17 protein-coding genes are annotated in these 19,415 nt (G+C 56.1%); 1 reads left to right on the top strand and 16 read right to left on the bottom strand.

Annotation, left to right across the window (positions count from 1 at the left end):
• Positions 1 to 80: 80 nt before the first annotated feature.
• The 11 genes from cobA to lonB form a co-directional block, all read right to left on the bottom strand.
• Entirely contained in the window at positions 81 to 1,616 is a 1,536-nt protein-coding gene (gene cobA, locus MJA45_RS07900) for a uroporphyrinogen-III C-methyltransferase (RefSeq protein WP_315606721.1), read from the bottom strand.
• A 135-nt stretch (positions 1,617 to 1,751) separates the two neighbouring features.
• A complete protein-coding gene (gene hemC / locus MJA45_RS07895) occupies positions 1,752 to 2,708 on the bottom strand; it encodes a hydroxymethylbilane synthase (protein ID WP_315606720.1) in 957 nt (318 codons plus the stop codon).
• Positions 2,705 to 3,397, bottom strand: coding sequence for a precorrin-2 dehydrogenase/sirohydrochlorin ferrochelatase family protein (locus MJA45_RS07890; RefSeq protein WP_315606719.1), 693 nt, complete (start codon positions 3,395 to 3,397; stop codon positions 2,705 to 2,707). The genes hemC and MJA45_RS07890 overlap by 4 nt, the downstream gene beginning before the upstream one ends.
• Before the next feature lie 5 nt (positions 3,398 to 3,402).
• Entirely contained in the window at positions 3,403 to 4,212 is an 810-nt protein-coding gene (locus MJA45_RS07885) for a cytochrome C assembly family protein (protein WP_315606718.1), read from the bottom strand.
• A 133-nt stretch (positions 4,213 to 4,345) separates the two neighbouring features.
• Entirely contained in the window at positions 4,346 to 5,731 is a 1,386-nt protein-coding gene (hemA, locus tag MJA45_RS07880) for a glutamyl-tRNA reductase (RefSeq protein WP_315607961.1), read from the bottom strand.
• Positions 5,732 to 5,837: 106 nt separating this feature from the next.
• Entirely contained in the window at positions 5,838 to 6,374 is a 537-nt protein-coding gene (locus tag MJA45_RS07875; RefSeq protein WP_315606717.1) for a hypothetical protein, read from the bottom strand.
• Between the two features lie 128 nt (positions 6,375 to 6,502).
• On the bottom strand, positions 6,503 to 6,904 hold the full coding sequence (gene speD, locus MJA45_RS07870) for an adenosylmethionine decarboxylase (RefSeq protein WP_315606716.1): 402 nt from the start codon (positions 6,902 to 6,904) through the stop codon (positions 6,503 to 6,505).
• 343 nt (positions 6,905 to 7,247) lie between these two features.
• Entirely contained in the window at positions 7,248 to 7,835 is a 588-nt protein-coding gene (locus tag MJA45_RS07865) for a non-ribosomal peptide synthetase module (protein WP_315606715.1), read from the bottom strand.
• Positions 7,836 to 8,158: 323 nt separating this feature from the next.
• The gene (yihA, locus tag MJA45_RS07860; RefSeq protein ID WP_315606714.1) at positions 8,159 to 8,788 is read right to left on the bottom strand and encodes a ribosome biogenesis GTP-binding protein YihA/YsxC; all 630 of its coding nucleotides are present in this window, start codon (positions 8,786 to 8,788) and stop codon (positions 8,159 to 8,161) included.
• An 18-nt stretch (positions 8,789 to 8,806) separates the two neighbouring features.
• The gene (gene lon, locus MJA45_RS07855) at positions 8,807 to 11,143 is read right to left on the bottom strand and encodes an endopeptidase La (RefSeq protein ID WP_315606713.1); all 2,337 of its coding nucleotides are present in this window, start codon (positions 11,141 to 11,143) and stop codon (positions 8,807 to 8,809) included.
• An 85-nt stretch (positions 11,144 to 11,228) separates the two neighbouring features.
• Complete coding sequence (gene lonB / locus MJA45_RS07850) at positions 11,229 to 12,947, bottom strand: ATP-dependent protease LonB (protein ID WP_315606712.1); 1,719 nt, start codon at positions 12,945 to 12,947, stop codon at positions 11,229 to 11,231.
• Positions 12,948 to 13,114: 167 nt separating this feature from the next.
• Between lonB and MJA45_RS07845 the strand changes: the two genes are divergently transcribed.
• Positions 13,115 to 13,846 carry an N-acetylmuramoyl-L-alanine amidase gene (locus tag MJA45_RS07845; protein WP_315606711.1) on the top strand — a complete coding sequence of 244 codons (732 nt, stop codon included), beginning with the start codon at positions 13,115 to 13,117 and terminating at the stop codon, positions 13,844 to 13,846.
• On the opposite strand, the gene MJA45_RS07840 is transcribed toward MJA45_RS07845, so the two are convergent.
• The 5 genes from MJA45_RS07840 to tig form a co-directional block, all read right to left on the bottom strand.
• Positions 13,801 to 14,631: a divergent polysaccharide deacetylase family protein gene (locus tag MJA45_RS07840; protein ID WP_315606710.1), complete on the bottom strand. Its 831-nt coding sequence runs from the start codon at positions 14,629 to 14,631 to the stop codon at positions 13,801 to 13,803. The two genes, MJA45_RS07845 and MJA45_RS07840, sit on opposite strands and share 46 nt — an antisense overlap.
• A gap of 146 nt (positions 14,632 to 14,777) precedes the next feature.
• Positions 14,778 to 15,875: a flavodoxin-dependent (E)-4-hydroxy-3-methylbut-2-enyl-diphosphate synthase gene (gene ispG, locus MJA45_RS07835; RefSeq protein WP_315606709.1), complete on the bottom strand. Its 1,098-nt coding sequence runs from the start codon at positions 15,873 to 15,875 to the stop codon at positions 14,778 to 14,780.
• 104 nt (positions 15,876 to 15,979) lie between these two features.
• Complete coding sequence (gene clpX, locus MJA45_RS07830; RefSeq protein ID WP_315606708.1) at positions 15,980 to 17,242, bottom strand: ATP-dependent protease ATP-binding subunit ClpX; 1,263 nt, start codon at positions 17,240 to 17,242, stop codon at positions 15,980 to 15,982.
• 4 nt (positions 17,243 to 17,246) lie between these two features.
• Positions 17,247 to 17,846, bottom strand: a complete 600-nt coding sequence (gene clpP / locus MJA45_RS07825; RefSeq protein ID WP_315606707.1) for an ATP-dependent Clp endopeptidase proteolytic subunit ClpP — start codon at positions 17,844 to 17,846, stop codon at positions 17,247 to 17,249.
• A gap of 239 nt (positions 17,847 to 18,085) precedes the next feature.
• On the bottom strand, positions 18,086 to 19,387 hold the full coding sequence (tig, locus tag MJA45_RS07820) for a trigger factor (protein WP_315606706.1): 1,302 nt from the start codon (positions 19,385 to 19,387) through the stop codon (positions 18,086 to 18,088).
• Positions 19,388 to 19,415: the final 28 nt, after the last annotated feature.

The raw sequence follows: 19,415 nt of genomic DNA, 5'->3' as shown, positions 1-19,415 counted from the left end.
GACGGCAGGCCTTGTTCCTCGCCATAGAATGACGGGGGACAAGGCCAAGCCGGATGTAAGTATGCCAAAGGACTTCGTCCTTATTGTTCTTTGGAAACCAGGGCCTCCACCAGCGACGATATGGTCGCTTGCTCGGATACGCGAATGTGCGTCCAGCCGGCGGCCGCTGCGGTCTCAGCCGTGACCGGGCCGATGCAGTAGGCCGGAAGCTCCTTCAGCTTGGCCCTCAACTCTTCCCCTCCTGCCTCAGCCAACGCCGCCATGAAGTTCGTCACGGTGGAGGAGCTCGTAAAAGTCACCGCCGTGATGTCGCCATCCTGCAGCATCCGGACCACGTCTTCGCCGCCTTCGGTCGAAGCGACGGTTTCGTAGACGTCGACTTCGGTTACCTCCTGGCCGAGCTTCCGCAGCTCCTCCGGCAGGTACGAGCGGGCCAGGTCGCCGCGGGGCAGCAGTACCCGTTCTCCGGCCTGAAGCCGCGGGGCAATCTCCCGCAGCAGATCCTCGGCCTGGAAGGTGTCGGGCTGGCAGTCGACGAACAGGCCGCGTTTCTCGAGCGCTTCCGCCGTCTTGGGTCCAACCGCGGCGATCTGCGCCTGGGAAAGCAGGCGGATGTCGAGACGCCGTTCCCTCAGCTTGTCGAAGAAGAATTCCACCCCGTTCACGCTGGTGAAGATCACCCAGTCGTAACGGGAAAGGCGCTTGAGCCCTTCCTCCAGCGCCTGAACGGCTTCCGGACGGGATGGGGGCTGCAGCCGGATCACGGGGAATTCCACGACCTCGCCGCCCAGCTCATCGATACGGTCGGCCAGCTCGCTTGCCTGGCTGCGGGAACGGGTCACGAGCACACGCTGCCCGAACAGAGGCTTGCGCTCGAACCAGGACAGCTTATCCCGCAGCGTGACAACTTCCCCTACGATGATAATAGCCGGCGACTTGAAGCGGGCCTCTTCCACCTGCTCCACGATCGTGGCAAGCGTCCCCACCAGAGTCCTCTGCTCCGCCCGGGTTCCCCAGCGGATGACGGCCACTGGCGTCGCGGCCGGCTTCCCGTTCGCAAGCAGCACGTCGCGGATGGAGCCGATGTTGCTTACGCCCATAAGGAAAATAAGGGTGCCTGTTGCCGTGGACAGCTTGCCCCAATCAATATTGGACGTCTCCTTTACCGGGCATTCGTGCCCGGTCACTATCGCAAGGGATGAAGTAAAATCCCGGTGGGTGACCGGGATGCCAGCATAAGCCGGCACGGCAATCGCTGAAGTGATGCCGGGAACGATCTCGAATTCAATGCCGTTCTCCGCCACGAGCTCGGCTTCCTCCCCCACACGCCCGAATACACTCGGATCGCCGCCTTTCAAGCGGGTCACGATCTTGCCCTCCAAGGCAAGATCGACGAGCAGCTGGTTGATGACCTCCTGCTTCAGGGTATGGCGGTCGGGCAGCTTGCCCACGTAGATCTTCTCCGCCCCCGGCTTCATATGCCGGAGAAGGGCGGGATTGGCGAGCCGGTCGTACACTACGGCGTCTGCCTTTTGGATGGCTTCCAGCCCTCTCACGGTAATCAGCTTCGGGTCTCCCGGACCCGCTCCTACCAGATAAACCTTCCCCTTCGCCATCTCCCCAACTCCTATCCTCTATCCCGTAAAAAAGCTTGATTCCTTCCGGCACTTCCCCGGCCCCTGCCTGGTAAGAGCCGGAAATGCGCCTTCCTCCGCCGCTCGTTCATCGCCCGGCCGACTCTGCCGGCGGCCCTACGCTTCCGGCTGCTCCCGCACGGCCGCGAGGATCTCGTCCGCGCCGCGCGCGATCAGCTCCTCGGCCAGCTCGCGCCCGAGCGCTTCCGGATCGGTGCCCGCCACCTCGCTGCGAAGCAGGCGTCCCCCTTCGGGCTCTCCGACCATCCCGGTCAGCGTGATGGTCGCTTCCGCCGGGGAGGCACCTTCCGCCAGCTCGGCGTAGGCCCCGATCGGCACCTGGCAGCCGCCGTTCAGGCGGGCCAGGAAGCTGCGCTCCGCGCTCACCGCGAGGGCGGTGGCTTCGTCGTTGTACCGGCCGAGCAGGTCCACGAGGAAGCCGTCGTCTCCGCGGCATTCGATGCCGAGGGCGCCCTGGCCTACGGCCGGAATGCAGAGCGCGGGCGGGAGGTACTCGCTGATGCGGTCCTGCCAGCCCATCCGGTACAGACCGGCGGCCGCCAGCAGGATCGCGTCAAAGCCTTCCGTCTCGAGCTTGCGCAGCCTCGAATCGATGTTGCCGCGGATGGATTGGATCCGCAGGTCGGGACGGTAGGCCTTCAGCTGCGCCGCCCGGCGGAGGCTGCTTGTGCCGACCAAGGCTCCTTGCGGCAGGTCCTTAAGCGGGATATTCCCCTTGGTGATAAGGGCATCCCGCGGGTCCACCCGCTTCGGCACCGCTCCGATGACGAGTCCCTCGCGCCTTTCCGAAGGCACGTCCTTCATGCTGTGCACGGCGATATCGATCTCTCCGTCAAGGAGCGCCTGCTCGATCTCTTTCACGAACAAGCCTTTCCCGCCTACCTTCGAAAGGGTCACATCGAGAATCCGGTCCCCCTTGGTGACAATCTTGCGGATTTCAAATTCACACTCGATCCCATGCTCCCGGCTCACCTGCTTCAGCTGGTCGATGACCTGGCCGGTTTGGGTGAGCGCCAGAGCGCTTTGCCGGGTTCCGACGATAATCTTTCTCATGGTCGTTCTCCTTTGTCAGCATATTTCTCCAGTATACCCGATAGCGAGCCCGGGCTGCACCCGAGCCGTTCCAGTACCTCTTCCCGAAATGCCAAAAACCGCCCGGTGCGGATAAGCTCCGGAATGTCACATTCCGACAGGCTTCGCAGCAGACGGCCTCTCATACCCTGATCCTCTATCCGTTTCTTAGCCGCGGTGCGGAATTCCGCCAGAAAGTCCACATAGGTTTCGTATTCCGGGCCGTACCGGGAATCCAGTTCCCGGATCAGCTTCCGGGCGGCGGCCGGACCGGCCCCGGACGTGGACAGCGCCACCAGCAGCCTTCCCCGGCGCAGAACGGAGGGAACAAGGAAATCCCCGGTGCCCCCATCGTCCGCCGCGTTCAGGAGGACCCCGGCTTCACGGGCTTCCTCGGCCACAAAGCGGTTCACGGACGGCGATCCGGTCGCCGCCATGACCAGAAACGCTTCTTCTTCCTGAAGGTCCCCGGGCCGATACTCCCGGTTCAGCATCCGGATCGCGCCTTCCGCCGCCAGCTGCCGTAGCCCTTCCGTGGCTTCCGGCGAGATAACGGTCACCTTCGCCCTGGCATCAAGGAGACCGGACGTTTTGCGTTCGCCGACAGGCCCTCCTCCGACCACGACGGCTTTTTTGCCCTGCAGGTTCAGCATTACCGGATAATAGGTCATCTTCTTCACATCCACACCCATTGGTGAAAGCCCGAAAGCCAGTTCGTGAATATAAAATTAAGCAGAACGACGCCAAACGCATACAGGTTCCAAATGGCCAACCGGCGGCCGTTCGCCTTAACCGAGAGGCGCAGGAACAAGTAATACAGGTAGCCCACAAGCACCAGGAGCGAGTTCAGCACCTTCAAATCCCCCAGCTGCTCGGCACTGCCTTGCAGCACCACCCAAATGAGCCCGAGGGAGAGAGCCGTGATCAGCAGCGGCGTTCCGGCGATGACCGCGCGGTAGGCGTACCGGTCCGTCTTCTCGAGACTCGGCAGGCGCTTCATCGTCACCGACCAGTGCTTCTCCTTCAGCTGCCGGTGCAGAAACAGGTACATTCCCGAGAACACGGCGGCGATGACGAAGGCGGCATAGCTGCCAACGGCGAGCGTAATGTGGATGAACAGCAGCTCATCCGACACCTCCCATCTGCCGAGCATCGGCGTTACCCGCGGATTGCTGAAGATGTTAAGCGCGAGCACGGAGAACCCCACGACATTCACGAGAAAGACGAACAATTCAATCCGGAAGAACCGGTTGATGATCAGCGAAACCGTGACAAGGAGCCAGCTAAAAAGGAACAGGGTCTCCGACATGGCGTAGGCCCGGTCCACGTGGTTGTATACGCTTAACCCGAGATACGCGGTCTGAAGGACCCATACAAAAACAAGCAGCCCTGTGCCCATCCGTTTGGCGCTCCGATTCGCGCCGATGAAATCAGAGAAGTAAAACAGCAGGCTCAGGGCATATATATAAATGATTGCATCATACATCCAGCTTGGAGACACCATGCTTCCTTTACCCCCAAAAAGTGAAGTGAACGCTGCCCGAAAGACCATCTGTTCCTTTTGGGGGACCCCTACCTTCTTAATAAACCCGGAGTCCGGTACTTCTATTCAGGATGGCTCAAGGGCCCGCCAAAACTTCCTTGGGCTGCAGGCTGAGGAGGGCTTGTCCCGGTTTAACGGACTCGGGCTCCCATTTGACGGCCTCCGTCTTCTTCGCTTCGGGTTTGGCCTCTTCGACCAGCTCCTCCAAAGCAAACAGCTTTGTAAACATTTCGAGAGCTTCTTCCCCGTTCCGCTGCCCGGCCATCTCCTTCACCCTCAAGATAGGGTCGCGGAGCATCTGGTTCATCATGCTCTTGGTAAGCTTGCGGATGACCTTAATTTCCCTCTCGTCCAGCTCCGGCAGCTTCTTCAGAAGGCTCTCCATCACTTCCTCGTGGATATGGCTCGATTTCAGCTGGAGGGATTGAATGACCGGACTGACGCCCAAGGTTTTGAACCACTGGTTGTACGCGTCCATTTCCTCCGTGATCATCGCTTCGATCTTGACCGCCTCCTGACGCCGTTCCTGCAGGTTGCTCTGCACAATGATGTCCAGGTCGTCGATGTCGTACAGGAAGACGTTGGACAGCTCGCTGATCGCCGGATCCAGGTCGCGGGGAACCGCGATATCGATCATAAACAGCGGACGCGATTTGCGCTTCGGCAGAACGGCCTGCACCATCCGTTTGGTGAGGACGGTATCCGCCGAGCCGGTGGAGGAGATGACGATGTCCGCCTCGACCAAAGCTTCCGGCAGGCGATCCATCCCGTAGGCGGACCCGCTGAATTTGGCGGCAAGCTCGGCGGCCTTCTCCTTCGTCCGGTTCACGACGAGCACTTTAGCCGCTCCGTTCGAGTGGAGGTGCTTGGCCGTCAGCTCGCCCATTTTCCCCGCTCCGAGAATTAGTACGGTCTTGCCATGGAAATCGCCGAAGATGCGCTTGCCGAGCTCCACCGCAGCATAGCTGACCGAAACCGGGTTTTCCCCGATGGACGTCTCGGAATGGGCTCTTTTGGCCATGGTAACGGCTTGTTTAAACAGGTTGTTGAACAGGGTGCCTGTTGCGCCCTCCGTCTGGGCGAGCAGGAACGCATCCCGGACCTGGCCGAGAATCTGGGTTTCCCCGATAATCATGGAATCCAGGCCGCTCGCCACCCGGAACAGGTGCTGAATCGCCTGGTTGTCCTCGAGAATATACAAATGGCTGCTGAATTGCTCCCGCGACACGCCGAACCATTTCTCAATGAAGGAAAGAAGGATGTTCCCGCACATCTGCATGCGGTCCACCACTACGTACAGCTCCGTCCGGTTGCAGGTGCCCACAATGATGCATTCCATAATACTCTTGGTGCCTTTAAGCTCCGCCAGCGCTTCCGTCATCCGGTCCGCCGGGATCGCAAATTTCTCCCTGATTTCGACAGGTGCCGTCCTGTAATTGAGACCGACCGCCAAAATATGCATTGTGTTCACCTGCCCCTCTTGTATGTAACAATACTCATTATATCACATAATAAAATATGTATAAGCCGAGAATATGAATAAATTTTGAAAAGCCGGGAAGCCGTTTTCAGCCTCCCAGCAGCTTTTTGCGGAGCAGTTCCTGCAGCTCTTTGTCGAATTTCCGCACTTTGTCGTTCTTGGACGGGATCAGACGGTGATTCGGCCCCATGAGCCCTCCATACTCTTCATACAGCCTCTGAAAGAGCTCCGCGGCCTCCCCGATAAGCTGCGTTTCCTCCGGCTTCAACGTGCGCCTGCCGCCGATTTGGAGTCTTAGCAGAACCTGCTGAAGCTGAGGAAGGGAAGCGAGGTCCACGAGCCCCTCCTCCTCCATCGCCGCCGCCAGCCTCTCATGGGTAAACTGGGCGGAGTAAGCCGCAAGCTTCAGCGTGTCCAGCTGCCCCGTATCCTGTGCCGTGGCGGCCTCCCGGAGCGTGCTGTTCAGCAGCTCCATCTGAAAGAGGGAAACCTCAAACAGGCTGTAGGAGGCGTCATGCCGCGAGGTCACATTCTTGTACCAATCCGCGAGCTGGTAAACCGGCCAGCCCACCAGCACGGCCAGCACCACTACAATCAGCCAACGCCCGTTGTGCTTTCTGGTCAATTCGGTCCCTCCGCTCTTGTCCTCCCGCTCTTGCCTTCATTGTATGGGGGCGGGACAAAACAAATGACCATGGAATTTCTTCCATGGCCGAGGATTACCTATTCTATTTTATTACGGGCGTACCCTTGTTACTTTACCGCAACAGCTTGCTTTATTTCAGGCGTTTCCACTTTCAGTTCACCGAGACCGCGAATTAGCTTCTTGGCATGTACCTCTGCCGGCTTAAGCACGGAAATCATATGGTCAATCGCCAATTGGGGATCCACCGTTTCACCGCATGTATAACAATCCAATGCAGCAAAACCTCTCTCAGGATAAGTATGAATGGAGATATGGCTTTCCGATAGCATGACCAACACCGTTGCGCCTTGAGGTTCGAATTGTTGGGCTTGAACGGACAGTACCGTTGCTCCGCAAACCTCAGCAGCCTCTACCATTTGTGCTTGCAGCCATTCCGAGTTGTTGAGAAGGTCAAAATCGACTCCCCAAGTATCAACTGCTACGTGTCTTCCGAAAGTTGAGTATTCCATCTTCCGGTTCCCCCTTCCTAGGAATAAAATTGTTTGATTTCATCCGCTAGGACCTACGTCATTCACTTCCCGAGGGAATAATCTCTCGCAACATACAAATGTCCTGAGTGAATCCTGGTTCCTATAAAGTTTTCAACGAAAATAAAAATAACATCTATCGGGTAGAAATGCAATACCTTTTGGAAAGAAATTTTGAGAGGGCCGGGGGACTTGGTGTGTTCCGGTACATGCACAGCTTATGCGGAAGGCCATCGTAACGTTCATTCTCCCGTATGCCTATTCTTACCCGAGCCTTCCAACGGAAAAAAGCCCCCTTCCGGGAGCTCTTCCGAATGATAGCATCCTATGCTTCAAGCGCAAACATGCGCTTCGTCACCATGCGTAAATCCTGATCGATCCGCCCTCTTGCCGCCGGATCCTCCGTACGGTTGCGGAGATCAAGCAATTCATCCACCTGCCCCTGCAGGCTGCTAATCTCGCGTTCCACCTCATCGAGCTTGAACAGGCGCTCCATCTCACCGAGCGTGTCTTTGTATTCATAAACGACTTTGTGACGTCCGTTTTTGAGCTCTACGATCTTGGTCACTTGCCCACGCTCATATTGGTACATCATGGAGAAGCCGGTATAATGGCGATTCACCAGCGCGCTTCCCTTGAAAGCGGAAACGGCTTTGCGCATCGCGTTGGCGAGCTTCTGGCTGCTCACCCTGCAGGATCCCGTACAAACATACTTACCGGCATTGCGTTCGAAGGAAAGCACAATTTCTCCATCGGCCTCATCTTGAAAAACAAGTTCCTGACTTCCGTTATCCAGTACCTTGACCTGCAAAGGCGTTTGATTCTCGACAAAGAGCTGGATAAATTGGTCCATTTCGGCTTCCGTTAATACCAGGCAGGTTTTGACATACTCCGTCGCTAACCTTTGTGCCATAAAAATCCCTCGATTCTGTTTTTTGAAACGCTTGGGTCATTCCGCTTGACGGTCTATTAGTAACCTTTAACCCGTTCGCCGGGTTATGAAACAAGGCCCAATATCCACCTTACCCATAATAAGTATACTACACCTTGCAAAAATATTCTTCCTCTTCGAACCGAAGAATTAGCCGAATTTTTCGGATAATTCGCAAAAAAGCCGGAAGAAGAAAAGAGAACCTCCCCTATCCTCTTTAATTCAACGAGCAACAGCAAGATCTTCCGAATTCCACGATAAAAAGCCAGCCGGATCGGGCCGGCTGGCCGTACTATGCTATGCAGCTATTCCGCCGTTTCGGGCTGTTCCTCCCGCTCCGCCTCGTCTTCTCCGCGAATGGCCTCGAGGATGAGCCCCCAAAGCTCGTCCTTGCCCACGCCAAGCTCGGAGGAGAACAGCAGGATGCGGTCATCCGGCTCCATCAGGAGCTCCTGGCGGATCACCTTCAGATGCTTCTGCCATTTCCCCTTTGGAATCTTGTCGGCCTTGGTGGCGACGACGCAGACCGGGATATCGTGGTGCTTCAGCCAGTCGTACATCGCCATGTCATCCTTGGTAGGAGGATGACGGAGGTCGATGATATGAAGAATGAGCTTAAGCGGCTCCCGCTTCGTTATATATTCCTCGATAAACTTGCCCCAGACCGCTCTCTGGGTTTTGGAGACCTTGGCATACCCGTAGCCGGGGAGATCGACAAAATACAAGTCGGAATTAATGCGGTAGTAGTTCAAGGTTTGCGTTTTACCCGGCTGGGAGCTTGTCCGAGCCAGATTCTTACGCTGAATAAGCCGATTGATCAGCGAGGACTTCCCGACATTGGAACGCCCTGCCAGAGCAATCTCCGGCAGAGCATCCGTTGGGTATTGTCCCGGACCAACCGCACTGATGACGAATTCCGCCTGGTTGATCTTCATATAGGTGTTCCTACTTTCTTATTGAACCTGCAGCGGGCGGACGAGGGCATGTTCCAGCACTTCGTCCATATGGGCTACAGGAATAAAGGTCAGATTCTCGCGAACACTCTCCGGAATGTCCTGGATGTCCTTCTCGTTGTCCTTGGGCAGAAGAACGGTCTTGATTCCGGCCCGGTGGGCGGCAAGCGTCTTCTCCTTCAGGCCGCCGATCGGCAATACCCTGCCGCGGAGCGTAATCTCTCCGGTCATGGCCACCTCGCGGGAAACCGGCACGTTCGTGAGGGCCGAAATGAGCGCGGTCGCCATCGTGATTCCGGCCGACGGCCCGTCTTTCGGGATGGCCCCTTCCGGAATGTGGATGTGAATGTCGTTCTTCTCGTGGAAGTCGACCGGAATGTCCAGCTGGGATGCCCGGGAACGGGTGTAGCTGAAGGCCGCCTGCGCGGACTCTTTCATGACGTCTCCCAGCTTACCGGTCAGCGTCAGCTTCCCGTTGCCCGGAATCACGCTGACCTCGATCACGAGGGTATCCCCGCCGACCTCGGTCCAGGCAAGCCCCGTCACCGCTCCGATCTGGTCTTCGAGCTCGGCCATTCCGTAGCGGAATTTGGCCGGTCCAAGATAGTCCTTGAGGTTATCCGTCGTGATAGTGACAGACTCTCCGTTATGCGTGACGATCTCCTTGGCCGACTTCCGGCAGAGGCTTGCCACCTGCTGCTCGAGGTTGCGGACGCCGGCTTCGCGGGTATATTCCCGGATAACGGCCAGAATGGCGGCTTCCTGGACGTCCAGCTGCTCGGGCTTCAAGCCATGTTCTCTCTTCTGCTTAGGAAGAAGATATTTCTCGGCGATATGAAGCTTCTCAATCTCCGTGTAGCCGGGGATATAGAGCATCTCCATCCGGTCGAGAAGCGGCCGCGGAATGTTGTGTGCGGCATTGGCCGTGGTGACGAACATCACGTTCGACAGGTCAAACGGCAGCTCCACGAAGTGATCGCTGAAGGTGCTGTTCTGCTCCGGATCCAGCACTTCCAAGAGAGCCGAAGCAGGATCCCCGCGGAAATCCATGGCCATCTTGTCGATTTCATCGAGCAGGAAGACCGGATTGGCGGTGCCGGCCGTCTTCATGCCCTGAATGATGCGTCCCGGCATGGCTCCCACGTAGGTGCGGCGGTGTCCGCGAATTTCAGCCTCGTCCCGCACCCCTCCAAGGGATACCCGGATGAATTCCCGGCCTAGAGAGCGGGCAATGGAACGGGCGATGGACGTCTTCCCGACTCCCGGAGGACCGACTAGGCACAGAATCGGCCCTTTCAGCTTCTGCACGAGCTTCTGGACGGCCAGATACTCCAGCACCCGCTCTTTCGGCTTCTCAAGTCCATAGTGATCCTCGTTTAGAATCTCTTCCGCTTTGGCGAGATCGAGATCGTCCTCGGTTTCCTTCGTCCAAGGCAGAGCGAGGAGCCAATCGATATAATTGCGGATGACGCCGCCTTCGGCTGAAGAGGCGGGCATTTTCTCCAGGCGATCGATTTCCTTCTCGATCTTCTCCCGCACCTTCTCCGGAAGCTTCGCCTCGTTCATTTGGCTGCGGAGCTCGTCGATTTCGCCGGCGCGGCCTTCCTTCTCGCCAAGCTCCTTCTGGATCGCCTTCATCTGCTCGCGAAGGTAGTATTCCTTCTGAGTTTTCTCCATTTGCTTCTTGACGCGCTGGCTGATTTTGCGTTCGAGCTCCAGAACCTCCCGCTCGTTGTTCAGAATATCGAGTAGCTTCTCCAGCCGTGCCCTTACGTCGATCGTCTCGAGGATATCCTGCTTATCCTTGATCTTCAAGGACAGATGGGAACAGATCACATCGGCAAGACGTCCCGGCTCATCAATATCCGAAACCGCGGCAAGCGTTTCCGGGGTGACCTTCTTCGAAAGGTTGATATAATGTTCGAACTGGTTAAGCACCGTCCGCATCAAAGCGTCGATCTCGGAGTCCGTTACGATCTGTTCCGGAAGCTCCTTCAGGTTGACCTCGTAAAATTCCTCATTGGCCAGAAAATCTGTCACCTCGGCACGGATAACGCCTTCCACCAGAACGCGGATGGTCCCGTTCGGAAGCTTAAGCATCTGTCTGACCTTGGCTATCGTTCCCACCCGGTAAATGTCTTCCTGGGTCGGTTCTTCAATATTGATTTCGGACTGGGAGCAGAGAAGAATCAGGCTGTCGTCCACCATCGCTTTCTCCAGCGCCTTCACCGATTTCTCGCGCCCCACATCCAAATGGAGGACCATGCTCGGGTAAACCAGCAATCCCCTTAACGGAAGCAAAGGCATTCGTCTAGCCTTCGATTTGTTCGGTCCCATGCTCATGCACCCCCAATGGCACTTCTCTTTCAAAGCTGTAGAGTCTATTTTAGCAAATGTCCAAACAAAACACCAATTTCCCCCATCAAGGCTTGTCGGCTCCTCCCGATTCCGCCTGAAGATATGGTAGCGTTGCCGGGAGGCTTTGATCGGCAAGCGCGGGCAGGATGGTATCCGCCGGTTCCTCCGCGATTGTCAAGCCAAGAGCATTCTCGAGCACCTCTTCGATGGTGTCCACGGCAATCACTTCCACTCCTTGCAGACCGCTGAAAATTTCCTGCCAGTTTTCCCGCGGGATGAGCACTTTGGTAGCCCCTGCCTGGAAGGCGGCTTCCACTTTGGCTACCACTCCCCCGATCGGCTTCACCCGGCCATGAATGCCCACCTCTCCGGTCATCGCGAGCTTGTTGTCCACCGGAATGTTTTTGATGGCCGAAACGATGGCCGTTGCCATCGAAATGCCTGCCGACGGCCCGTCGATGGGAATTCCGCCGGGAAAGTTGATGTGCAGATCATAATCGTAAGGCTCCATCCCCAGCTTGCGCAGGACCGTCAGCACATTCTCCACGGAGCCTCTGGCCATGCTTTTGCGGCGAAGGGTGCGGGAGCCTCCTCCCACTTCCTCTTCATCCACGACACCGGTGATGTTGAAGGTGCCCTTGCCCCGCCCGGCCGGAATGGCCGTCACTTCAATTTCCAGCAGCGTGCCAAGGTTCGGTCCGTATACCGCCAATCCGTTCACGAAGCCGACTCTAGGGGCGGACGGGACCTTCTTGTCGGGTCTGGGCGGGATCTGGCTGCTGTTGACCACCCATTCGACATCGGCTGCGGACAGTGCCTGGCGGTGATCGGTCATGGCAAGACCAGCGGCCAGCTGAATGACATTCACCGCTTCCCGTCCGTTGGTGGCATAGCGCTTCACGACCTCGACCGCTTCCTTGTTATCCGGAAAGCCGATTTTACGGATGGCATTCGAGGCGATCTCTCCAATTTCCTCCGGCAGCAGAGGGCGGAAGAATACCTCCATGCAGCGGGACCGGATGGCGGGCGGAATATCCTGCGGCGTCCGGGTTGTCGCTCCAACCAAGCGGAAATCGGCGGGAAGCCCGTTCTGAAAAATATCATGGATATAGGTCGGGATGTTCGGGTCCTCCGAGCTGTAGTAGGCGCTCTCCAGAAAAACCTTCCGGTCCTCCAGCACCTTCAACAGTTTATTCATCTGGACGGCGTGCAGTTCGCCGATCTCATCGATAAACAAGATTCCCCCGTGGGCCTTCGAAACCGCACCCGGCTTCGGCTGAGGAATCCCGGCTACCCCCATCGCTCCCGCCCCTTGGTAGATCGGGTCATGAACCGAGCCGATCAAAGGATCGGCAATGCCTCTTTCGTCAAACCGGGCTGTCGTGGCATCCGTCTCCACGAACTTAGCATCCTGACGGAAAGGCGAGGCAGGGTTCTTCTTCGCCTCTTCGAGAATGACACGGGCCGCTGCCGTTTTGCCTACACCGGGAGGGCCGTAAATCAGAATATGCTGCGGGTTAGGTCCGCACAAGGCCGCCTTCAGAGCGCGAAGCCCTTCCTTCTGGCCGATGATTTCCTGCATGGAGCTGGGCCGCGTTTTCTCGGATAACGGCTTGGATAAAGAGACGGAACGAAGCTTCCGCAGCTTCTCCATCTCCTTCTTCGATTCCCGGTCGACGGCCGAACGGTTGGTCTGCTGCCCCCGCAGCAAATTCCAGAAATACATGCCTATGACAACAGCAAAAAACACTTGAATCACCATCAGAATCACACTTAAACTCATCTGGATTCCCTCCTCGCTTCTAACGGTTAGTATTCCCAGCGCTGCTTTCAGCTAATCGTTGGGAAGCCGGCTTCCCGCAACATTTGGCAGGCAAGTCCCTTTCTTCAGCTGAGCATCTTAAGCAATAAGACTCTATTCCACTATATTGATAAAGGGAGAGCTGCCTCATGAAACGAACCTGCCGTTCCCTTCTGCTTCTTCCCTCCCTTGCGGCTTCCTTGATTATGCTCGGGGGGTTCTCGGTGCCGGAGGTTCACCCTCTTCACGTCCAGGTAGACCCGGTGCTGCTTCCTTCCGCCGATATCGTCATCGATGCCGGACATGGGGGAATTGATGGAGGAACATCGGAAGGAAGCCTGCTGGAAAAAGACATCAACCTTGCGATGGGACGCAAGCTCTACGACCATCTGACAGGACTCGGGTACCGGACCGTCTTGGACCGCACTGGAGATTACGCCCCGAGCGAGGACAACCAATGGATGCCCAACCCGTCGCGCCATCTGCGGGATCTGGGGCAGCGGGCTGGGATAGCCAACCTGCTGCATCCCCGTCTTGTGCTCAGTCTGCATGTGAACACCAGCCCCCGTACAGGCAAATCGGGCGGGATAGTGTTGTACTCTAAGGCGAATCCGGAAAGCCATCAGCTCTCCCGCCTTCTTCAAACTTCCCTGAATCGTGTTTACGGGACGAATAACGTCCCGGTTTTAGGAAAAACCTTTTACATTCTTAAACGCATAAAAAGCCCCACCGTCATCGTGGAGCTTGGTTTTCTTTCTAATGCGGCCGACCGGGCCAGGCTCACTTCACCCAAAGGACAAGACGAGCTCGTTCAAGCGTTGGGCGAGGCTGTGCGTCAATTTTGGAGCTTGCCCGCAGACTCCGGAGATGCCTCATCCTGATTTCCCTTCGTTTTCACCGCGATAAATTCGCTCAAGGTTAGGAAGGTAACCTCCGGAGAAAGCTCCAGCACCGTTTTCTTGAGCTCTTCCGCCATGGGGACACCGGTTACTCCGACATGACCGATGGCGGTGCAGACCCGGTTCTGGTCGAGCTTCTTCTTGAAGAGAGCCAGCTGCTTGATGATGTGGCTCCGGCTGTAGACGTCGTCAAAGAACAGCTGGTTCTCCTCGGTGCGCACCCCAAGCTGCTTGGCCAAGACGGGCACCTGGCTCCGGTAGCTTGTCCGGCTGTCGAAGAATAGGAGATGCCTCTCCCGGCATACTTCGAGAACGATTCTCATGACCCGTTCGTCAGCCGTCGCCTTTGACCCCATGTGGTTATTCATGCCAATGGCATAGGGAACATCGTCAATGGCCGCTTCTACCCGCTTGCGAATTTCTTCATCCGACAGGTCGGTCATGATTGGATGGGGGCCAAGCCAGCTCTTCTTGCCCTTTACCGGTTCCATGGGAAGATGGACGAGCACATCGTGGCCCAGCCGATGGGCCCACTCGGCATCCCGCTTGGTTGTGGGCAGGAACGGCATGACAGCCGCTGTAAACGGAACGGGGAGCTCCATCATCTCTTTCGTTCCTTTGAGGTCGTTCCCAAAGTCATCGATAATGATAGCCGCCTTCTTTACGGAAACCGGGTCCGCCTTTCCCTTGCCCGCCGGAAAAGCAAGAGCCGCTCCCAGAGCCAAGGCGCAAAGGACCGCTTTACCCGCATGACTTATCCACTTCATAGCCAGCCTCCTAGCCTGCTAACAGGTTGTTGGTAGCTATGGTATTTGTTTACGAAGGGACAATTATTCCCCTGGAAATATTTTATTGGCCTAACAAAGAAAAAGCAGGCCTTCTTTAGTAAGAAGACCCGCCTATGGGAAGGACATTAATGCTTACGGCCGGGGATTACTCCGGTCTTTTCGTATTCGTCCACAATATGATCGATTTCTTTCTTCAATTCCGACAGAAGATCGGCTTCGGGGACTTTCCGAACCATTTCCCCGTAGCGGAACAGCATTCCCTCGCCGCGGGCGCCGGCTATGCCGATATCCGCTTCGCGGGCTTCTCCCGGTCCGTTTACGGCACATCCCAGCACCGATACTTTGATCGGCACCTTGATTTTGGAAATGTATTCTTCCACTTCATTGGCAATGGAGAACAGGTCAATGTCCAAGCGTCCGCAGGTCGGGCAAGAGACCAGGGTCGCGGCGTTGGAGATCAGGCCGAAGGTTTTAAGCAGCTCCCGGGCTACCTTTACTTCTTCCACAGGATCCGCGCTTAAGGAAATCCTCACCGTATTGCCGATTCCAAGAGAAAGCAGGGCCCCGATTCCAGCGGAGCTCTTGATCGTACCGGAGAAAAGCGTACCGGACTCCGTTATCCCCAGGTGAAGGGGATAACGGAACGCCTCGGCCGCCTTCGTGTAAGCCGCAATGGCCATCGGAACGTCCGAAGCCTTAAGGGAGACGATGATGTCATGGAAGTCCAGCTCTTCCAGAATTCCGATGTGAAAAAGGGCGCTTTCGACCATCGCTTCCGGAGTCGGATAACCGTACTTGTCCAGCAGGTGCTTCTCCAGCGACCCGGCGTTAACGCCGATCCGGATCGGAATGCCCCGCTCCTTGCAAGCCCGGACAACGGCCTCCACCTTATCCCGTTTGCCTATATTGCCCGGGTTAATCCGGACCTTGTCGATTCCATTCTCAATAGCCGTTAAGGCCAGCCGATGGTCAAAATGAATATCCGCGACCAACGGGATAGAAATCTGCTTCTTGATTTCCTTAATGGCCTCCGCAGCCTCTTTATTGTTAACCGTTACCCGAACGATTTGACAGCCGGCCTCTTCGAGACGGTGAATTTCCGCCACCGTGGCCGCAACGTCCGCAGTTTTCGTCGTACACATGCTCTGGATAATGACTTCGTCGCTTCCGCCGATCGTCAGGTTACCGACTCGGACGGGTACCGTATCTTTACGATGAAACATACCGGTTTCTCTCCCATTACACCAAACATCCCCCGCTCCGGATGATTCCACTTACTGGAAGCCACCCGGATTGGAGGTGTCGGTTTTATAGTATGGAAAGCGCGTTAGGCGCTCTCTTCCTTCTTCTTGGGGCTGCCTTCTTTAGGCGTCAGCGTCGGCGTCACTTTATCCTGTACGGTTTCCTTCGTCACCACGCAGTTGGAAACGTCGGTGCGGGAAGGAATTTCGAACATCACGTCCAGCATAATGCTCTCGATGATGGCTCTCAGGCCGCGTGCGCCGGTGTTCCGTTTGATCGCTTCCTTGGCAATGGCATCCAACGCCTCCGCATTGAACTCCAGGGCCACGTTATCCATCTCCAGCAGCTTCTGGTACTGCTTCACGAGAGCGTTCTTCGGCTCGGAGAGGATGCGGACCAGAGCGGCTTCATCAAGCGGCTCCAGCGTAGAGATGACCGGCAGACGGCCGACGAACTCGGGGATCAGCCCGAATTTCAGCAGGTCTTCCGGCAGCACCATGGACAGGTACTCACCCGGCTTGAGATCGGCTGTTTTGTGTCCGTCGCTGCCGAAACCGATCACTTTCTTGCCGATCCGGCGCTTGATGATGGACTCCAGGCCGTCAAAAGCTCCTCCCACAATAAAGAGGATATTGGTGGTGTCGATCTGGATGAATTCCTGATGAGGATGCTTTCGTCCTCCTTGAGGGGGAACGGAAGCAACCGTACCTTCGAGAATCTTAAGAAGCGCTTGTTGTACGCCTTCTCCGGAAACATCGCGGGTAATCGACGGGTTTTCCGATTTGCGGGCCACTTTATCGATTTCATCGATATAAATAATCCCGCGCTCGGCCTTCTCCACATCGAAATCTGCCGCTTGGATCAGCTTAAGCAGAATGTTCTCTACGTCTTCCCCTACGTAGCCCGCTTCCGTTAAGGAAGTGGCGTCCGCAATGGCAAACGGAACATTCAGGATCTTCGCCAGCGTCTGGGCCAGAAGGGTTTTCCCGCTTCCGGTCGGTCCGAGAAGCAGAATGTTGCTCTTCTGAAGCTCGACGTCTTCGGGCTTCGATTGGGAATTAATGCGTTTATAGTGGTTATAAACGGCAACGGACAACGATTTCTTGGCTTGGTCCTGGCCGATAACGTATTGATCCAGAATATGGCGGATGTCCTTCGGTTTCGGAACATCCTTCAAGTCCAGCTCTTCTTCATGACCGAGCTCTTCTTCCACGATTTCCGTGCAAAGCTCGATACACTCATCACAGATATAGACACCCGGACCGGCGACAAGCTTGCGCACCTGGTCCTGCGATTTGCCGCAGAAGGAGCATTTCAGCTGGCCTTTCTCTTCGTTAAATTTAAACATTGGATCACCCCTTGTCATTCAAATCGCTACGAGTGATAACCTCATCAATCAGCCCATAGGCTTTGGCTTCTTCGGCGCTCATAAAGTTATCCCGGTCGGTATCGCGCTCGATCTTCTCCAGCGGCTGTCCCGTACGCTCTACGTAGATTTGGTTCAGCTTCTGCTTGGTCTTGATGATCCAATCGGCGTGAATCTTAATGTCCGTCGCCTGCCCGCGCACTCCTCCGAGCGGCTGGTGAATCATCACTTCGCTGTTGGGAAGCGCAAACCGCTTGCCCTTCGCGCCTGCCGTAAGCAGCAGGGAACCCATGCTGGCCGCCAGTCCTACGCAAATCGTAGAAACATCGGGCTTGATGAACTGCATAGTATCAAATATACCCATTCCTGCGGTTACCGAACCACCCGGCGAATTGATATACAGGTGAATGTCCTTCTCCGCGTCTTGAGCGGCGAGGAATAACAACTGGGCGATTACGAGATTCGCCACGTCGTCGTCAATGGCGGTGCCAAGAAAAATGATTCTGTCCTTCAGCAGCCGCGAATAAATATCGTAAGACCGTTCACCCCGGGCCTCTTGTTCCACAACCATAGGTATAAGACTCATCCAGCCACAACCCCTTACTCGTCAAATATTGCCGCTTACCAAACATTTTATCATGTTTAAACAGCCGTGTCATTTTTTACCCGGTTGTTGCCGAATTAGAAACAACACCTCCGGACAGCCTGTCTAGCCTATCCTTCGGATTCCGTTCCGTTAGCCTATTCCGAAACTTTCAGATAGTTCAAAATACTTTTCCTGAAAAGAAAGGCACGTTTGGTTAACGCGCCCCTTGGTTCCTATGTTTACGCTGCATCCTCAGCGATCTTGCTGTTTTCGACCAAAAAATCTACCGTCTTGCGCACGGTGAGGTCGTTCTTCATGCCGGCCAGGCTGCCGTTCGCTTCCAGAATGCTGCGGATTTCTTCCACAGAACGCTGGTACGTCTGAGCCATTTTCTCCAGCTCGGCTTCGATTTCCTCATCCGTTGCCGTAATGTTCTCGGCTTTCGCGATGGCTTCCAGAACCAGATTGTTGCGGACGCGCTTCTCGGCGTCTCCGCGCATCTGCTCTTTCAGAGCCTCTTCGTTCTGGCCGGAGAACTGGTAGTACAGCTCCATGTTCATGCCTTGAGCCTTCAGGCGGTTCTCGAACTCCTGGATCATTTGGCCGATTTCGCTTTCGACCATGGCAGCCGGAATGTCGAGCTCAGCCGCTTCGGCGGCTTTGTCCACGACGAGGTTTTCTTTCTCGCGCTGGTTGGCCTGCTCTTTTCTTTCCTTCACACGCTTCTCGATATCCTGCTTGAACTCTTCCAGCGTTTCGAATTCGCTGACGTCTTTGGCGAACTCGTCGTCGAGCACCGGCAGGTTCTTGCGTTTGATGTCGTGAAGAGTAACTTTGAATACGGCCGCTTTGCCCTTCAGCTCCTCGGCATGGTACTCCTCAGGGAAGGTAACTTCGATGTCCTTCTCTTCGCCCTTCTTCATTCCGACCACTTGTTCCTCAAAGCCCGGGATGAAGCTGTTGGAGCCAAGCTCCAGGGAGTATTTCTCGGCCTTGCCGCCTTCGAACGCTTCTCCGTCGACAAACCCTTCGAAATCGATGCTCGTGATGTCCCCGTTCTCCGCTGCGCCGTCTTCCACGACAACCAGCTCGGCATGACGCTGCTGAAGCTGCTTCAGCTCGGCATCAATCTCTTCTTCCGTTACGTCGGTGCTCAGGGCCGGAACTTCGATGCCCTTGTAGTCGCCGAGCTGTACTTCAGGCTTAACCTGAACCTTGGCGGTAAACTTCAGGGCTTGTCCCTTCGCCATTTGCTCCACGTCCACCTCCGGACGGTCAACCGGCTCGATTCCGGTTTCTTGAATCGCCTCGAAGTAAGCTTCCGGAAGAAGAATGTCGAGAGCGTCCTGATAGAGGCTTTCCACGCCGAAGCGGGACTCGAACAGGGACCGTGGCACTTTTCCTTTACGGAAGCCCGGTACGTTTACTTTTGCCGCTACTTTCTTAAATGCCTTATCCAAAGCGACTGCTACTTTCTCCGCTTCCACTTCCACGGTCAGTACGCCTTGGTTCTTCTCTATTTTTTCCCAGCTTGCTTTCATTTTATGCTTTCCCCTCCAAAAAATGTAC

This window comes from Paenibacillus aurantius (assembly GCF_032268605.1).
GTDB classification, from domain to species: domain Bacteria; phylum Bacillota; class Bacilli; order Paenibacillales; family NBRC-103111; genus Paenibacillus_AO; species Paenibacillus_AO aurantius.
Note: the sequence above shows the minus strand (reverse complement) of the source record. Positions and strands in the feature narration are given on the sequence as shown.

What these genes read in the sequence shown, in the direction of transcription:
- hemC (WP_315606720.1), bottom strand. Translation starts at nt 2,708, where the DNA reads ATGAGAAAGATTATCGTCGGAACCCGGCAAAGCGCTCTGGCGCTCACC.
- lon (WP_315606713.1), bottom strand. Translation starts at nt 11,143, where the DNA reads ATGGGACCGAACAAATCGAAGGCTAGACGAATGCCTTTGCTTCCGTTA.
- MJA45_RS07865 (WP_315606715.1), bottom strand. Translation starts at nt 7,835, where the DNA reads ATGGCACAAAGGTTAGCGACGGAGTATGTCAAAACCTGCCTGGTATTA.
- clpX (WP_315606708.1), bottom strand. Translation starts at nt 17,242, where the DNA reads ATGTTTAAATTTAACGAAGAGAAAGGCCAGCTGAAATGCTCCTTCTGC.
- MJA45_RS07885 (WP_315606718.1), bottom strand. Translation starts at nt 4,212, where the DNA reads ATGTATGATGCAATCATTTATATATATGCCCTGAGCCTGCTGTTTTAC.
- MJA45_RS07845 (WP_315606711.1), top strand. Translation starts at nt 13,115, where the DNA reads ATGAAACGAACCTGCCGTTCCCTTCTGCTTCTTCCCTCCCTTGCGGCT.
- tig (WP_315606706.1), bottom strand. Translation starts at nt 19,387, where the DNA reads ATGAAAGCAAGCTGGGAAAAAATAGAGAAGAACCAAGGCGTACTGACC.
- clpP (WP_315606707.1), bottom strand. Translation starts at nt 17,846, where the DNA reads ATGAGTCTTATACCTATGGTTGTGGAACAAGAGGCCCGGGGTGAACGG.
- yihA (WP_315606714.1), bottom strand. Translation starts at nt 8,788, where the DNA reads ATGAAGATCAACCAGGCGGAATTCGTCATCAGTGCGGTTGGTCCGGGA.
- cobA (WP_315606721.1), bottom strand. Translation starts at nt 1,616, where the DNA reads ATGGCGAAGGGGAAGGTTTATCTGGTAGGAGCGGGTCCGGGAGACCCG.
- MJA45_RS07840 (WP_315606710.1), bottom strand. Translation starts at nt 14,631, where the DNA reads ATGAAGTGGATAAGTCATGCGGGTAAAGCGGTCCTTTGCGCCTTGGCT.
- speD (WP_315606716.1), bottom strand. Translation starts at nt 6,904, where the DNA reads ATGGAATACTCAACTTTCGGAAGACACGTAGCAGTTGATACTTGGGGA.
- ispG (WP_315606709.1), bottom strand. Translation starts at nt 15,875, where the DNA reads ATGTTTCATCGTAAAGATACGGTACCCGTCCGAGTCGGTAACCTGACG.
- hemA (WP_315607961.1), bottom strand. Translation starts at nt 5,731, where the DNA reads ATGCATATTTTGGCGGTCGGTCTCAATTACAGGACGGCACCTGTCGAA.
- MJA45_RS07890 (WP_315606719.1), bottom strand. Translation starts at nt 3,397, where the DNA reads ATGACCTATTATCCGGTAATGCTGAACCTGCAGGGCAAAAAAGCCGTC.
- lonB (WP_315606712.1), bottom strand. Translation starts at nt 12,947, where the DNA reads ATGAGTTTAAGTGTGATTCTGATGGTGATTCAAGTGTTTTTTGCTGTT.